Raw genomic sequence first — 15567 nt, 5'->3', positions numbered from 1 at the left:
TCGTCAACCGGAAATAGCTGTCACACGTCCTTGGACGGCCACTGAGAGAGCCCCGGTCGGTCGTTCTCCCACGCCACCAACTCGAGAATCGACGGGACGAGCGAGAGCCGCTGTTCAAGGACGTTCACCGGATGGCTGTCGTGGAACACGGCTGGTTTCCGAGCAACTGTTTCGTCACGAAAGTCGAGCCGGAAGTGACACTTCCCGAGGTCGGGATGGGTTTCGTCCTGGTGCCATCCGAACGAGTAGTTCCGTTCCCCATCGATCCACTGAATCTCGTAGTGATCGTACTCGGCGTCGTCCGGAAACTCGAACTCGACGCGAAGTTCGGCCGTCTCCGAGGGATACGGCTTTCCCAATAGAACCTCGGGATCGACCGTCGCGTAAACCTCGTGTCGTCGGATCGAACTCGGCGCGTATCGGACGTCGCGGCACCCGCCCTGGTTTCTCAGCCACGTTTGGATCTCACCGTGAGCGGCGTGCTGGTCGAGTAAACTCCGGTGAGCGAGGAAGACGAACAGCGACGCCATCGATTACTGCGCCGCCTCGCTCGGTCGCGGGTCGGACTCGGGACCGGTGACGCTTTCGAGATCGTCGTACAGGGAGAGCGCGTGGTCGACGAGACGCTTCGTTTCTTGGGAGCGCTCCCACCGGCGGATGACCGTGTTTCGCTCCCGAATCTCGTCGCTCGACAGGTCCGCGTCAGTCACGGACTCTTCCAGTTCGTTCAGAGAGTTCACGCCGTAGGTGTCCTGCCACGCTTCGATCTGCTCCTGTATCTCTGCGACTTCGTTCCGCAGCTCGTCTTTGGTATGTTCGGCCGCGAGTTCTTCCACGCGGTCGAGATAGCGCCGCCGATAGTCGGGGCCGTACCGGTACTGCGTCTCGATCCCGCTGTCGTCTTCGACGCGCTTGAGCTGCCCGTACTCGACGAGTCGCTCGAGTTCGTCTTTCGTGGTGTCCCACGACGCGACGTCTGCTTCGTTCTTGATCCAGTTGACTGACCGAGGTCGGGTGAGCGTGAGCGCGATCTTTCGGACGCGCTCCCGGGTACTGAGTCCTTCAGTCCACGAGTCCATGATTTGTCACCTGTGTTGAGGTACGGGACAGGATCTATTATAATTTGGCCTCGGTCAGAATATAGTGACCTATTTATATTGAATGCCCTTCGTCAACCGGCGACCGCTAGCGGGTCTTCGTTTCCAGACATCCCACTCGTCGTTATAACCGCCGTGTTCTGCTCGGCGATACGTTTTCGAGGTGGCCGTGGCTTGCCACGATCGCGTCGGGAGCGGCGTCGCCCGGGAACTGCGGCGGGGTTCCCGACTTCGCCCCGTAGTCGAGCGGGAGGCAATCGGTGACCAGGATCGCGCTCCGGCCGACTTCTCCCGCACCGCCCAGAAACCGAATATCCATCGTCGGTACGTAGCTGTCCATGCCGTTGACGCCATCGGTTGACCGAAACGAGGGTCTCGAGACCGTCTCCGGTGGCGTCGCGTCGTTCGGTCCCCACTCTCACGACAGTCAGCATCAAATCGCCTCGAAGCAGGAATCCCCATCTGCTCACGGGCGTGAAGCGCCCGTTCGCGTGGTCCGTGAGACCTTCGGTCTCACGCTCCCCTCAAGCGCGCCGTCAGGCGAGCGGTAGGGTGGGAGGTCACAAAGTAGTGTAATTCAATCTTCGGACGTGACTTGTCTCGGGGCTTCTTGAGCAGGTGCTGGGGGTTCGTGGGTACCGAAGTCGGGATGGGTCTCTTCCATCCACAGGAACACGACTGCCCCCGAGATGAACATTAGGATTGCAGTCATGTAGAACGCAGCTTCGGTGTTCACGAACTGCATCGTGAGGCCGATCAGGATCGCGCCGACGCCGTAGCCCGAGTCACGCCACATCCGGTAGACGCCCATGCCTGCCGACCGCCACGTCGGGTGAGCCGCGTCGCTCGGGACCGTCATCAGGTTCGGGTAGAGCAGCGCCATCCCCAGACCGGAGACGCCGGCCAGGACGGCCCACGGGAGGTAGCTCTCGACGAATACCATCCCGAGGACGCCGACACCGGCGATGAACATTCCCACGACGACCGGCGGCCGGCGACCGATGCGGTCAGCGAGACCGCCGGTCCCGATCTGGAGGAAGTACATCGCGCTGTGAACGCCGACGACGACGCCGACGGCCTCGATCGCGAGGCCCTGACTCGTGAGATACAGCGGGACAGCGATCCAGAACAGCGTGTCCACGAAGTTCTCGATGTGGCCGGCTTGGGCCGCCGCGAACAGCGTCTTGTCGCCGTAGGTCGCCCGCTTCAGCACCTCGTTGAACGGGAGGTTCGCGTCGTGGTGGTCGTCGTCGCCCTCCAGTTGCGCGAGCTGGACCGTCTCCTTGATGAGGAAGATCGAGATGAGGAACGCCAGCACCACGACGGCCGCGAGGAAGTAGAACGGCTCGGGCCGGAGACTGGTCTGGCCGGCGATGACCCCGGTGATCCACGCGCCCGCGGCGACGCCGGTGTAGCCGAAGGCCTCGTCGATACCGACGGCGAGCCCGCGCTGGTCGGGACCCGCGAGGTCGATCTTGGCGTTGATCGCCATGCTCCAGGTCAGTGCCTGGTTGATCCCCAGCAGGATGTTCCCGACGGTGATCCAGCTCCAGCTCGGCGCATAGATGAGAATCACCGGGATCGGCAGGGCGGTGAGCCAGCCGAGAACGAGCACCGGTTTGCGGCCGTACTCCTCGCCCCACTTGCCGGCATAGAGGTTGAGCAGCGCCTTGACGAAGCCGAAGGAGACGACGAACGAGCCGATGACGAAAAACGACTCGACGCCGAGCACTTCCTCGCCCAGCACGGGGACGACCGTGCGCTCAGAGCCGATCGTCAGCCCCGTCGCGAACACCAGCAGGACGTGCAGCGAGAACTGTCCGAGGTGTTCGCGAATGCCCTGTTTCAAGTCAGTTTGTCCGCTCATCGATTACTCGGCTGCACAGCGGTTGGGACCTAGTTCGAGCTCGGACAGTTCCTCGTCGGGGACGTCCTCCTGTCCGACGTTCGTGCGCTTGACGCGCTCGAAGTTCGGCGGATGGTCCGGGATGTCCGAGGCGAGCGTCTCGATGAACTCCTCGCGGTCACGGTTGAGATCCGCGTTTTGCGCTTTGACGTCACCGAGCGTCGCAGTCACTGGTGGCTCTGGTGAGCCGGGATCGTGTGCTGGGAGGACGACGGCGTCGTCCGGCCGATCCAGCAGGCGCTGGAGGCTCTCGTAGAGCGTTGCGGCGTTGGCTTCGACGTCGGACTCTTCGATCCCGGCTTCGACGCCGAGTTCGACGCGGCCGACGCTCTCGTGGAAGAGCGTATCGCCCGTGAGCAGGGCCTCGCCCTCGAGATCGAACGAGACGCTGCCCTCGCTGTGTCCCGGCGTGTGGATTACGTCGACGTCAACGTTCCCGACTTCGATCGTCGCTTCGTCTTCAACCGGGGTAGCGTCGATCGCGAGCGCGTCCTTCGGATGGAGGTAGTACGGAACGTCGTGACGCTCGGCGAGTTCCGCGCCGCCGGAGACGTGGTCAGCGTGCGCGTGCGTGTCGAAGACGCCGACGAGGTCGGCGTCGTGCTCCTCCAGGATCGCATCGTACTCGTCGAGGTAGTGGGAGGGATCGAATACGGCGGCCTCGCCGTCCGAAATCAGGACGTGCGAGAGACAGCCCTTCCCGGGTCGGGCGACCTGAACGAGCGTCCCGTCGAGGTCGGCCTGGACGGAAGCGCTTCGATGGACGCGGCTCCACCCGTTCATCCCGTCGGTGAGCGTCGCGGCGTCGTAGCCCATCTCTCGCAGGACGTCCGTCGCCGTCTGCGAGACGACTCCCGCGGCGCAGACGGTGACGATCTCTTTCTCTTCGGGCAGGTCTTCGAGGACATCTCCTGCCATCTCCGGATCGTCCTGTAGTTCGTCGTAGACGTCGACGTTGACGCTGTCCGGGATATGCCACTCGTCGTAGTCCGCTTGGTGCCGAATGTCGAGGACGAGAACGTCGTCCTCGTCGGCCCGTAGTCGTGCACCGAGTTCGTCCGGATTCAGTTCTGGCATCAGTGTCCCCTGATAAGAGGCGTCTCTGCATATGGGTAGTGCCGGTCATGACCGGCACGGATATTGGGATAGAGATCGAATAGTGCGTATGAGTCTGTACGAGGCCTCGTTCCGGGTAAAACACGAGTGTCCCTATCGGGAGATTTCGGAACGGCACCCGGACCTCACGATACGCGAGTGGTACTTGAGCGACTGCCAAGTGCTCGAGATCACGTCCTCGGAAACCCCGACGGACGAGTTGCTCGAGGAGATAGACAGTCTGGGAACGATTCTGCACCGCTCGGTCGACGACTCCGGGCTGCACGTCGTCACGCAGTCGTGTCTCTGTTCGCTGGAAGGGTCGATCATCGACCGGTTCGAGGAGTACAACTGCCTGTACCAGCCGCCGACGATCCACCGACAGGGCTGGGAGCACTACTCGGTGATCGCGTTCGACGAGGATGATGTTCGAGCGCTGATTCGGGACCTCGAATCCGATCGGGACATCGACGTCCTCTCGAAGACCGCCATCGAGGAACAGCAGATCCCGCACAGCATGTTAGCGCCCGTCGATCAACTCTTCGAGGATCTCACCGAGCGACAGCTGGCGGCGCTTCGGTTGGCCCTCGAGAGCGGGTACTACGAACAGCCCCGGAAGACGTCGCTACGCGACTTGGCCGAGCGGACCTCCGTAGCCCGATCGACGTACGAGGAGCACCTCCGGAAAGCTGAGAACAAACTCCTCACGAACGCGGGCGAGTTCTTACGGTTGGTGACGGCGACTTCCACGGAAGACCCGCTGTACGTCGAGCAACCGCGAACACCCGAACAGAACGCCGACTGACCACGCTACGTGCCAACTCCGTCGTAGCGGTAGCCGACGGTCAGCACTTCGTCGGCGCCTTCGACGATGCGAAGGCAGTCACCCATTCGTCGAACGGAGTCTGAGGTCGTCGGGGGCGATCTCACGAGAGTCGAGGCAGGTTCCACAGGCGAAGAGGGTCCCGCCGTTTTGCGTGTCCTTGCGAATAACCCCGTGGAGGACGATACTGTCACACACTCGCAGACGGGAGCAGATCGCTCACTCGCAATCGCGCTCGTCGCTGTCGGGTCGGTCGTCGTCGCCGAGATCGCCGGCGAGTCGGTGCTGCTGGTCGATCCCTGGCAGCGTACTCGGGTCGCGATCAGCCGGAAACGACGCGCCCTCCGCGAGGAGGTCGTCGAACACCCACGTCGCGGTCGCCGCGCGGACCTGCCGTAAGTACGCGTCGCGCCCGCTCGTCAGCTGGCGGATCCGCGCCCCGTCGAAGGCCGCGATCAACAGCGCCGCGGTCTCCTCGGGATCGTGTTCCCGGAACTCGTCGGCCTCGAGACCGTCCCGGAGGATCTCCTCGAGGATCTCGCGAAGCTGGTCGTCGCTCTTGCGGAGCTTCTCGCGGAACCGGTCGTTGTACGGCGCCTGCGTGCGCAACTCGAGCATCGCGACGTGAAACGACTGCCGATCGTCTTCTCCGGGGCCGTAGAGGAACCAGTCGACGAACGCCGCCAGCCGTTCGACCGGCGGGAGCGCTCGCGTCTCGGCGGCCCGCTCCTCGAAGCGCTCGAAGAGATACTCGAGGAAATCCGCCAACAGGTCCTCCTTGGAGTCGTAGTGGTAGAACAGCAGCGACTTGCTCTTGTCGGTCCTGTCGGCGATATCCTGGGCCGTCAGCGCGGTGTAGCCGTGTTCGCACAGCGCCTCGTAGGTCGCGCGCATGATCGATGCGCGAACGTCCGGATCGGTCACTAACTGACTAGTTAGTCAGTACCGGCAAAGGGGGTTTCGGTTCGACGCCGCTACGGACGGTACCGTCGCACCCCGAAGGGCTCGTAGCCGCCGAAGGCGATCTCGAGCGACCCCATCCACCAGTTCCATCGCTCGGGCGGGCCACCGTCGGGCGCGTCCGCGAGTTCGTCGACGACGACGTCGTCGGTTAGCGGGATGCCGGTATCGTCCCGGTAGCGCCCGTCGTCGGCGAGGTCGGCGGCCTGGCGGGCGACGACGCGGGCGCCGCCGCTCGTACCGCCGAACGCCTCGCGCAGGCGACCTTCGAGTCGGTCGGGATCGACGCTCACGGGGGACGTACGCGCCGGAGCCGTTAAACGGCGACGGCTCCGTTCGGGCGCTCATCCGAGGCCGTGTTTCGATGTGTTTTTGAGCGCGCGCCGTTTTTCACCGGGCATGGCGAGTTTCACAGTCGTCGTTGGCGATCCGGACTCCGGGTCGACCTACCAGCTCGAAGCGGACGATCAGGACGCGAACCGGTTCATCGGCAAGTCGATCGGCGAGGAAGTCGACGGCGGCGCCGTCGGTCTCGACGGCTACACCCTCGAGATCACCGGCGGTTCCGACGAGGCCGGCCGACCGCTCAACCCCGACGTCGCCGGGCCAAACCTCGAGGAGGTCCTGATGAAGGGCCGCCAGGTCGGCTACAAGCCCACCCGGGACGGCGAGCGTCGACGCGTCACCGTTCGCGGCAGCGAGGTCTCCGACGCCGTCGCACAGATCAACGCCTCGGTCGTCGAGTCCGGTAGCAGCGATATCGACGAGCTGCTGGGCGACGACGACGAGTAACGACCCCGCCGTTTTCTCTACTCACCGATGGCAGACAGAGTCTCGAGCGATCATCCGTCGGTTCGGACCGTCCGCTCGACGCGTACGGAGACCGCGACGGGAAGCAAACTCGAGGTTCCGGCCGAGGACCGCGACGCGTTCGTCCCCGACGAGGTCGTCCGAATCGACCTCGACGGCACCGAACGGTTCGCCCGCGTCGAGCGCGCGCTCACGGGCGAGGAACTCTCCGTTCCCGGCGTCTACGATACCCCGGAGCTCGCCCGGAACCCGGGCGAGGGAGCCGATCGCCTCGAGGAGTGGATCGACGACCACGGCATCCGTTCGGGGGGGTCGGTGCTGATCGACGTCGTCGAATCCGACTTTCTCTACGGGCTCCGCGAACCCGGCGAGACGAACTTCTACGACGCCCGAGAACCGCCGAGCGACAGCCTGAGCGACATCGCGAGCGGGCTGGACCCGGAGTGATGGAACGGGCTCCGACCGCTACGACTCCGGTCGCTCGGAGAGAAACCGTTTCAGTAACAGTCCGAACGCCAGGTGCTGTCGCATCGTCCGCTCGAGGGTCGCGCGGACGTACTCATCGTCGACGACGGCGTACTCCTTGGTCCGGACCTTCGCGTGCATCTCGAGGACGTCCCGGTCCTCGAGGTCGTGGAGGCACGGATACACCGTTCCCGGGCTGAGCTGCGCGTCGAACAGATCGCTCAGGTCCGCGAGCAGCTCCTTCCCGTGTGTCGACCCGCGAGCGGAGACGAGAACCAACAGCAGTTCCTCGAGGTTTCCCTTGACCAGCGACTCGTCGAACGCGACCTCCTCGGTCGCGAGCGCGTCGGGTATCCGTTCGAGCAGTTCCTCGAGTTCGTGTTCGGTCGGCTCCGCGTCGACGGCTTCGAGAGGACGAACGCTTCCGGCGCGGGTCCCGGGGGGGCCGGCGACCGGGGCGGCGAGGGAGGGATTGTGTTTCCCCATTTGCAGCCACGGTGGTGTCGCGGCGGGGCCGGCGTCGCCCGCGCCGGCGCGCGCGCCGGCCGGCCGGCGTCATCCGCGAGGAGCGGTCGCCGTGGCGACGCTTCCGTTCGCGTCGGTCGATCGGTGCGTAACCCATCCGACTACTATTCCCTAGTATCGAAGCATAATAAATACCAGTATACTTTACAATCAAGAATTAATATGTTTAGGGGAAACGAAACCGGGGTCTGGCGTGTAACACGGTTATTCGGGGAAATAATCCGGTCTAACGAAATAGGCTGACTTCTGGATGTGCGAACAGCTACGTTTTCGTGAACGTACACCCGACGGGATCGGTTCGGACGCCAGGCGGAATCGACACTACGGTTCTTCGGCGAGGCCGGCGAGCTCGTTCGGTCGCTCGGCGCCGTCGAATCGGCGTTCGATCCGCTGGTTCGCCATCCGCCCGACCAGCGCCTCGTCGGCCAGGCTCTCGCCGTTGATCCGCGCGACGTAGGTGAGGCTTCGCGCGTGAGCGTCGAAGACCGTTCCGCCGAGGGACTCGAGCGCCGACGGCGCGTCGGCCGCCCGGCGTTCTCCGTCGTCGTGCGACATCCCCCGGACGTAGGAGACGAGTCGTTCGCGGACCTGCGGACCGATCCAACCCAGTTCCTCGTAGTAACGCAGACAGTTGAGCGCGCCCGTGGTCCCGAACCGATCGGTGAGAAATCGGACCCACCGAATCGTCGCGTCCGTTCGGTCGGTCGAGCGATCGAGCGTCTCGAGGTGGGAAGTCGAGTCTGTCATCGGTATCTATCGGTTTTCGAACCTAAGTTCGCATGAATGTTCGTTCCGTTACGAACGATGAATCCTCAGACCGCGACGACGAACTCGACGAGGTACTGGGTCACGGCGGCGACGACCGTGCCGAGCCAGGTCAGCAGGACGAAATGCACCAGTCCGCTGACGGGGTGGCCTCGGTCGGTAAGCCGAACGATCGCCGCCGACAGCGCCGCGTTCAGCAGGATCGTCCCAGTCAACAGGTACTCGATGGCGCGGATATCGTACTGCTCGGTGTGGAGCAGTCCGTCGGTGAAGTCGCCGGGTGCGGGGCCGCCGGCGACGTCGCTGCCGGCGTCGGCGGCGTTTCCGAGTTCCATCTCGGCCGTGATATCCATCATGATGTCGACGACCTCGAGCCCGATGAAGAAGGCGAAGACGCTGGCCGCGGTGATCCCGTACAGCACGCCGATAAGCGTCATCGTCGCCTGCTGTCGCTGCTCGCGGACCTTCAGCACCTGATTGTAGTTCGTGCTGATGATCTGGCCGAGCAGCTTCGGGTCGCCCCCCATCTGCCGGCCGACGACATACATGTCGCCGAACTTCTGGATCAGGTACGACCCGGTCTCCGCGGCGAACAGCCGCCAGGAACGGATCCCGTCGATTCGCATGTTGAGGCGCTTGTACAGCGCGTGAATGTTCTCCGTCAGCGCGCCGAAGTCCTTGTGTCGCAGGCTCGAGAGGACGCTGCTCGTCGAGGTCTGTTTGACGCTCTCGACGGCGCCGAGCGTCCGCACGAAGCTCGGGAACTCTCCGTCCCGGGTCTTCACCTTCCGTTCCTCGCGGCGCATCTTCCAGCCGGGGTACAACAGGGGCGTCACCGGAACCGCGAACAGGATCGACAGCGGAACGTCCGCGTCCGGTACCGGGACGAACCCGAGCAGGGCGACGGCGACGGCGAGTACCAGCGCGAGGCTGAGTCCGCAGCCGATCGCCAGCGCGGTTCGCATCCCGCTCGTCGGTCCCGCGCCCGCGGTGCCCTCGATGTACCAGACCGGATCGGCGGGGGCGATGAGGTGGATCGCGTAGACGAACCCGAGCTGGACGATCAGGAACATGACGATCGTGCCGGCGATCAGCAGCGTCGGGTTCGCGCCGACGAGGATCGGCAGCACGATCGTGAACACGAGGACGAACGCGACCGACAGTATCATCGACATGTACAGCTCCTTCATCACGTCGAGTTTCGCCAGGTCGGCCTCGTAGCGGGTGACGAACTGCTGGATGATCGTGTCCTGCTCGTCGATCAGGAACTCGCTGATTCGCTGGCCGCCCCCGACCGTGTACGCGAGGCGCTCGAGGAAGTCCGACAGCAGCGGGCTCGCGGTCTGTTTGGCCCGCATCCGGCAGGCGTCGTCGAGGCTCATGTTCCAGGTGTCGACTATCGCGACGAGGTGGCCCATCTCGTCGGCCAGGGCGTCGTACTCCTCCTCGGCGGCGAGGATGCGAAAGATCTCGACGCGGTTGACGTTCGTCATCGACAACACCGTGATGTGCGTCAGAAAGAGGTGGAACCGCTGGCGGATTCGCTTTCGCTTGCGATCCTGGAGCAGCTTCGGGTAGCTGACCGCGACGACGACCGCGAGCAGCCCGATCAGGACGAGCGGAGCGGCAAGCAGCGACGGGAGACCCGCCAGTAGCGCGAGCAGGGGCGTCGCGAGGAGGAACCCGACCGCGGGGCCGACGACGAACAGGAGATACCGGTCGGTCGACATCTCCATTCGCTCGTAGGCGGTTCCGAGCTCGCGAAGCGCGGAACGGGCGGTCAGCTCCGGCGACGAGCGGGTCTCCGAGGACATGCTACGCGAACTGATCGAGCCCCCTGATCCGGATCGGCAGTCCCTGGAGGCCGTCGCGCTGGAAGTCCGCGATCGCGCGGTTGACCTCGTGGTAGCCCAGTACGTCGGCGTCGATCAGCTGGCGGACGATCTCCGCGCGGCGGTCGAGTTCGTCGTAGATCCGGCGGGTGTCCTGGTAGCCCAGCAGCGTTGCGATCTGTTCCTCGAGGACGTAGGAGTTGTTCCGGCCCGTAAACGAGACGACGTCGTCCCTGGGATCCCAGCGAAAGGCCTGCCGGGTGACGACCCCACCCTCGTAGTCGGAGTAGCCCTCGATCTCCTGAACCGAGGTGACCCGCCGGAGGACGTCGTCGCCCTGCTTGACCCGGTTCTGGAACAGCGCGACGTCGCAGTTGTCCATGAACGTCTCCGGGACGTTTATCGGACTCCCGGTAAAGCGCTGGATCATCGAGACGATGTCGCTGGCGTGGAAGGTCAGCATGACGGGGTGGCCGGTCTGAGCGGCCTGGAACGCCATCTGCCCCTCGGCGCCCCGGACCTCACCCACGACAATGTAGTCCGGCCGCGAGCGAAGCGCGGCCGCGACCAGATCGAACATGTCGACGTCGGCGCTCTCGTCGCCCGACCCCTCCCGGGTCAGGAGCTGTTGCCAGGTGTCGTGGGGCGGGACGACTTCCGCGGTGTCTTCGGCGGTGTAGATCTTTGCGTCCCGCGGGATAAACGAGAGCGCTGCGTTCAGCGTCGTCGTCTTCCCCGAGGCGGTCTCGCCGACGACGAACACCGTCTGCTCGTTCTCGAGACAGAGCCAGAGATAGGCCGCCAGCTCCGGGCTGAGCGTTCCCCACTTCGTGATCTGGAGGATCGACAGCGGGATCTCCTCGCCCTGGCGGATCGTCAGCGACGGTCCCTGCACCGAGACGTCGTCGGAGTAGATGATATTTATCCGGGAGCCGTCGGGCAGGGTCGCGTCGATCACCGGATCGGAGTCGCTAACCGGGTGGTCCATTCGCTCGCCCATGTTGCGCAGCCACTGCTCGAACTCCGCGGGCGCGCCGAAGTCGACGGTCGCCTCAATCATCCCGTAGGTGCCGTGATCCAGATAACACTGGTCTGGCCCGATGACGTGGATGTCCTCGTTCGCCGGATCGGTCATCACCGGCTCCAGCGGCCCGAGTCCGACGATGTCGCGCTGGAGCTGGTAGCGAAGCCGGGAGAACTGCTCCTCGGTGACCGCGATCGTGCTGGTCCCGAAGGCGTCGAGCAGCCCGGTCGACTCCTCGGTCCTCCCGGCGCCGACCTCGACGACCTCGTCCAGCAGCGCGTCGATGTGCTCCTCGAACTCCTCGCTGTCGGTCGGCGCCGGCCGCGTGACGCTCTTGTCGAGGATCCGCCGACGGATCCTGCCGTACAGCTCACCGTCGCCGTCGTCGAGGACCGGTTCGACGCAGTAGTACGTCGTCGAGATACCCATATCGCCGTGGACGTGACAGAAGATCGGTTCTTGAGGGGTGTAGACGACGTTCGGTCGGGGCGACTCCCACTCCCGATCGGGCTCGTCGATCAGGATCGGGTACTCGCCGTACTCGGCGGAGAAGGACTCGAGGTGCTCGCGCAGGTGGGGGTGGTCGTCGGCCAGGGCGGCGAGGTCGTCCTCGAGCCGGCCTCGAGCCACGGTGCAGCTCTCAGCCCGCTGTCACACGGTGTGGGAACGGGGTGACGCTCGAGACGCCGCCTTCTGGCTACAGCCGCAGCGACCGCCACCGTCGGAACCGCGGGCTGTCTCGGGTCGCTGCTCGGCCAGTCCGGGCAGATTCAGCCGGAGGAACCGTCCGAACCTCGAGAGGGCTCTCCCGAAGAGTTCTACTACTTCCTCGAGGACAACGGGATCGCGGTCGAGGAACTCGCCCGCGAGGAGGACGAACTGTACCTGACCTACGAGTCCGAGGCCGAGGACGTCGAGGCCTCGGACGAGGAGATCATGGTGATCTACGAGGTGTACAAGCGGGCGTTGATCCGGCGGGGCTCGGCGGTCGAGTTCCTCTACAGCGAGGTCGCGAACCCCTTCGACGGCCAGGCGCTGGGCTGGGGGATCGACACCGAGTGGGTCACGCGGTTCGACGCCGAGGGCAACGAGACCGCGAGCGACGGGTCGGTCGCAAACGAAACGACGAACGCCAGCGCGGACAACGGAACGGGCGGCAACGAGAGCGGGCAGGGGATCGACATGGATCGGGTGACCCTCTGGAGCAACATCATGAACACCAAGGTCTACGAGGACGACGTCGAGGCGGTCGGCAACGAGACCGACGCGAACGGGACCGCCAACGCGACCGACGACGGCCTCGAGAACGAGAGCGACTGACCGTATGAGCGAGGACTCCCCACGCGACGAGGGCGGGCTCGCCCCCGAGGAGCTCTCGCTCGAGCACGACTCGGTCGACGAACTGGGCGAGAACCGCTTTCTGGTGCGCTCGGAGGACGACGGCGAGCGGTCGGGAACGGCGCTACCCGACGGTCGCGGCGGAACCGATCGCTCGAGTCAGTCGGTCGGCGAGGGCATCGCCGACGCCCCCCGAGCCCCACGCGGTCGAGATCGCGCTGAAGGTCGACGGCGAACTCGCGCGCTACCGCGCGGCCTCGAGCGACGTCCGCGAGGTGTTCGCGGAGCTGTTGGCCTGGTACGCCACTCGGCTGGACGACGACCGCCCGCCCGAGGAGACCCTGGGGCTGATGCTCGAACACGCCGACCTCGACTCGAGGGGATGACGCGTCCTTTTTCCCGCTCGAGCGACGATAGCGCGGTATGAGTGATCCACGCGAGGAGTTCCTGGCCGGGGAGCGCCCCGACGACGTCGCGCTGTTCCTGGCGGATTCCTACGTCGCGGACGACCGCCTCGAGAAGTTCGGCGATCCCGTCGAGGACGGCATCGTGATGATCGTCGACGGCGAGAGCGGCCGTAACGCATTCAAGGCCGCGACCGACACCGACGCGATGAGCTTCGCCAAGACCGCGATGCAACGCGAAAGCGAGATCGGCGACGACCTCACCAGCGGAGAGTGTCCCGACGCCGACGCGGACGGCGACCACGAGCCCCAGTTCGTGTTCGCCTTCGCGGAGGAACAGAACGAGGACGTGGGCGGGATCTACGCCGAGGGCGCGGTCGTCCACGCCTACGCGCAGTGTTCCTGCGGGACGGCCTACTCGGACCGCTGGAACGTCGAGGACTCGTAGGCGCCGAGCGGGGAGCAGCCTTTTGCTGACGGCCCGACTACTCGAGCCCGATGAGTTCCTACGAGACCCGCCGTGAGACCGACCGGGGCTTCGGACTGTCGCGCCGCGAGGTGGCGGTTATCGGCGGCGCGAGCGGCCTGATGGCGATCACGGTCGCGCTGATGTACGCCTTCGCGACGACGCCGATAGCGGAGGTGAACCGGCTCGTGTTCTCCGTGCCGATCGTCGGCGTCCTCGTCTACGGTGCGGCGATCACGATCGGCGATCTGATCGCCGAGCGCGGCGTCGAGAACGGGAGTACGGGCACGGCGTTCGTTGGAATGGGGATCCTCCAGGTCGCGTTCGCGGCCTTCGGCGCCGGCGTCATCGCGTTCCTGCCCGCGGAGACGCGGGTCACGATCCTCGGCGCGACGGCGATCGTCACCGCGGTCCTGCTGGCCCTGATCTCGGGGTACGTCTACGCCCGCTCGATCACGTTCGAACACTGGGGGCGGTTCTCCATCTACGGGTTCCTCGGCGGAATCGTCGCGATCCTCGTCGGCTCGTTCGTCCTCTCGGAGCTGTTGCTGGTCGGCTTCGCGCTGATCTTCCTCGGCTTTATCCTCCGACTCGGCTACGAGATCTGGCAGGTTCGGGACAACCGCAACGCCTCGGTCGGCCTGCAGACGATCGGCGTCTACGTCGCCGTCGCCGGGGTGTTCGTCCACGTCCTGCAGCTCGTCCGGGCCTACGTCCTCTCACAGCAGTAACAGCGAACCGACGACGTACGAACTGACGGCGATCTGCTCTTCCTACGCCGACTCCTCGTCCGCGTCGTCGGTCGTCTCTGGCGTTTCTTCCGTCGATTCGGCGACGTCGCGGAACGCGTCCAGCAACACCTGCTTGGCGACCGCGCCCCGCGAGGTCCAGTGCATCGCGTAGTCGAGCATGTCGTCGTAGATGTCCGGTTTGCAGCCCGCGGCCTTCGGGTGGCCCCCGCCGTTGACTTGTCCCGCGACCTCGTGGCAGCGCTCGAACTCGTCGGTCCCCCGGATCGACGCCGACCCCGCGGGTTTGACGACGATCGAGGCGTCGGCGCCCCGTTCGCGCATCGCCTCGGCGACCTCGTTTTGCGAGCAGCGCCCGTAGGTGATCCCGACCGTGTAGCCCTCGATCTCGCGGAACTCCGCGCGCCCGACGGCCTGCTCGATCAGCGCCTCCTTCTCGACGCGACGCTCGGTCAGAAACTCCCCGACCCACTCGGGCAGGTCGACGCCGTACTCCCGAACGACCTCGACGTACTCGGCGGGATCGGTCCAGTAGGCGTAGTCCGCCAGATCGTCGCTGCGCGGGTCCTCGCGCAGCCAGAGGTCGTGGTCCCGCGTCACGGCCGCCAGCTCCTCGTACATCGGGGAGAACTCGTACTCGAGCGAGCGGAAGACGACGTCGGCCGAACACTCCTCGTCGGAGTCCCCGACGACGAGGTCGACCCCCGCGTCCCGAACCGCCGCGGCGACCTCGTCGCCCCACTGGTGGTGGTCGTACCACGAGACCCGTTCGGCCGTCTCGAGCGCCGCCGCGAGCTCGTCCTCGACGTAGTCGTACTTGTCGGGACAGAGGTCACAGACGAACAGGTCGATCCCCTCGTCGCCGTACTCGGCGACCCGCGCCAGCGCGTCCTCGACGTCGTGGGGGCTGGCTGGAACGAGCGCGACCTCGTGGGGCGTGGGTTCGGGCTCCTCGAGCGGGTCCTCGGCCTCCCCCGCGGCGAGCGCGAGGTTCTCCTCGTGGGCGTCGTCGGCCGTTTCGGCATCCGCGTCGTCCGCCGTCCCGTCGCGCTCGGGAACGTTCCGAACGTCGCCGTAGGCCTCCCGAAGCAGGGCGACGCAGGCCAGCCCGTCGGCGTCCGGATCGGCGACGACCGCGACCTCGGCGCCCTCGAGGGCCGCCTTGGTCTGCTCGTCCTCCAGATCCTCCTCGAGGTCGTCGGGGAGGAAGAAGCCGGTTCCGGGAAGCACCGACTTGCGAGCGGTCGGCAAGTCGGCGCTGTCGATGAGCTCGTCGTACATACCTACCACTGGACGGGCTGGCGGGAA

At 65.4% G+C, this 15567-nt stretch carries 17 protein-coding genes and 1 pseudogene; 6 read left to right on the top strand and 12 right to left on the bottom strand.

Annotation, left to right across the window (positions count from 1 at the left end; translation table 11 throughout):
- Positions 1-20 precede the first annotated feature (20 nt).
- The 5 genes and pseudogenes from GWG54_RS12750 to GWG54_RS12730 all read right to left on the bottom strand — a co-directional run bounded on the left by GWG54_RS12750 (position 21) and on the right by GWG54_RS12730 (position 4080).
- Positions 21-530, bottom strand: coding sequence for a hypothetical protein (locus tag GWG54_RS12750; protein WP_167938132.1), 510 nt, complete (start codon positions 528-530; stop codon positions 21-23).
- 3 nt (positions 531-533) lie between these two features.
- On the bottom strand, positions 534-1079 hold the full coding sequence (locus tag GWG54_RS12745; protein ID WP_167938131.1) for a hypothetical protein: 546 nt from the start codon (positions 1077-1079) through the stop codon (positions 534-536).
- Between the two features lie 169 nt (positions 1080-1248).
- Positions 1249-1416 (bottom strand): annotated as a pseudogene (locus GWG54_RS20880) (MBL fold metallo-hydrolase); the annotation flags it as partial.
- Positions 1417-1674: 258 nt separating this feature from the next.
- Positions 1675-2964 carry an MFS transporter gene (locus tag GWG54_RS12735; RefSeq protein WP_167938130.1) on the bottom strand — a complete coding sequence of 430 codons (1290 nt, stop codon included), beginning with the start codon at positions 2962-2964 and terminating at the stop codon, positions 1675-1677.
- Positions 2965-2967: 3 nt separating this feature from the next.
- The gene (locus GWG54_RS12730; protein WP_167938129.1) at positions 2968-4080 is read right to left on the bottom strand and encodes an MBL fold metallo-hydrolase; all 1113 of its coding nucleotides are present in this window, start codon (positions 4078-4080) and stop codon (positions 2968-2970) included.
- An 88-nt stretch (positions 4081-4168) separates the two neighbouring features.
- On the opposite strand from GWG54_RS12730, the gene GWG54_RS12725 reads away from it, so the two are divergent.
- A complete protein-coding gene (locus GWG54_RS12725; protein ID WP_167938128.1) occupies positions 4169-4903 on the top strand; it encodes a helix-turn-helix domain-containing protein in 735 nt (244 codons plus the stop codon).
- A 237-nt stretch (positions 4904-5140) separates the two neighbouring features.
- Here GWG54_RS12725 and GWG54_RS12715 read toward each other — a convergent pair whose 3' ends face one another.
- Entirely contained in the window at positions 5141-5845 is a 705-nt protein-coding gene (locus GWG54_RS12715) for a TetR/AcrR family transcriptional regulator (RefSeq protein WP_167938127.1), read from the bottom strand.
- Between the two features lie 50 nt (positions 5846-5895).
- Positions 5896-6174: a hypothetical protein gene (locus GWG54_RS12710; RefSeq protein WP_167938126.1), complete on the bottom strand. Its 279-nt coding sequence runs from the start codon at positions 6172-6174 to the stop codon at positions 5896-5898.
- Positions 6175-6280: 106 nt separating this feature from the next.
- On the opposite strand from GWG54_RS12710, the gene GWG54_RS12705 reads away from it, so the two are divergent.
- Both GWG54_RS12705 and GWG54_RS12700 read left to right on the top strand, forming a co-directional pair.
- Entirely contained in the window at positions 6281-6673 is a 393-nt protein-coding gene (locus GWG54_RS12705; RefSeq protein WP_167938125.1) for a 30S ribosomal protein S6e, read from the top strand.
- Between the two features lie 27 nt (positions 6674-6700).
- Positions 6701-7138 (top strand): hypothetical protein, encoded by a 438-nt coding sequence (locus GWG54_RS12700; RefSeq protein WP_167938124.1) that lies wholly within the window; start codon positions 6701-6703, stop codon positions 7136-7138.
- A gap of 18 nt (positions 7139-7156) precedes the next feature.
- Here the strand turns inward: GWG54_RS12700 and GWG54_RS12695 are convergent, their stop codons facing one another.
- The 4 genes from GWG54_RS12695 to GWG54_RS12680 form a co-directional block, all read right to left on the bottom strand.
- Entirely contained in the window at positions 7157-7642 is a 486-nt protein-coding gene (locus GWG54_RS12695; RefSeq protein ID WP_167938123.1) for a helix-turn-helix transcriptional regulator, read from the bottom strand.
- Between the two features lie 360 nt (positions 7643-8002).
- Positions 8003-8428: a FlaD/FlaE family flagellar protein gene (locus tag GWG54_RS12690; protein WP_167938122.1), complete on the bottom strand. Its 426-nt coding sequence runs from the start codon at positions 8426-8428 to the stop codon at positions 8003-8005.
- A gap of 65 nt (positions 8429-8493) precedes the next feature.
- Complete coding sequence (gene flaJ, locus GWG54_RS12685; RefSeq protein WP_167938121.1) at positions 8494-10260, bottom strand: archaellar assembly protein FlaJ; 1767 nt, start codon at positions 10258-10260, stop codon at positions 8494-8496.
- Between the two features lies 1 nt (position 10261).
- Positions 10262-11932, bottom strand: a complete 1671-nt coding sequence (locus tag GWG54_RS12680) for a type II/IV secretion system ATPase subunit (RefSeq protein ID WP_167938120.1) — start codon at positions 11930-11932, stop codon at positions 10262-10264.
- Between the two features lie 306 nt (positions 11933-12238).
- Here GWG54_RS12680 and GWG54_RS20875 point away from each other — a divergent pair, with 306 nt between their 5' ends.
- From GWG54_RS20875 to GWG54_RS12660, 3 genes are all read left to right on the top strand, one after another.
- Positions 12239-12622 carry a hypothetical protein gene (locus GWG54_RS20875; RefSeq protein ID WP_245242804.1) on the top strand — a complete coding sequence of 128 codons (384 nt, stop codon included), beginning with the start codon at positions 12239-12241 and terminating at the stop codon, positions 12620-12622.
- Positions 12623-13063: 441 nt separating this feature from the next.
- A complete protein-coding gene (locus GWG54_RS12665) occupies positions 13064-13492 on the top strand; it encodes a DUF5807 family protein (RefSeq protein WP_008420549.1) in 429 nt (142 codons plus the stop codon).
- Positions 13493-13542: 50 nt separating this feature from the next.
- Positions 13543-14241, top strand: a complete 699-nt coding sequence (locus tag GWG54_RS12660; RefSeq protein ID WP_167938119.1) for a hypothetical protein — start codon at positions 13543-13545, stop codon at positions 14239-14241.
- Positions 14242-14283: 42 nt separating this feature from the next.
- Here the strand turns inward: GWG54_RS12660 and GWG54_RS12655 are convergent, their stop codons facing one another.
- On the bottom strand, positions 14284-15540 hold the full coding sequence (locus GWG54_RS12655; protein ID WP_167938118.1) for a DHH family phosphoesterase: 1257 nt from the start codon (positions 15538-15540) through the stop codon (positions 14284-14286).
- Between the last annotated feature and the right edge of the window lie 27 nt (positions 15541-15567).

It is taken from the genome of Natronococcus sp. JC468 (genome assembly GCF_012163165.1).
GTDB classification, from domain to species: domain Archaea; phylum Halobacteriota; class Halobacteria; order Halobacteriales; family Natrialbaceae; genus Natronococcus; species Natronococcus jeotgali.
The sequence above is the reverse complement of the archived record's forward strand: the minus strand, read 5'-3'. Positions and strand labels throughout refer to the sequence as shown.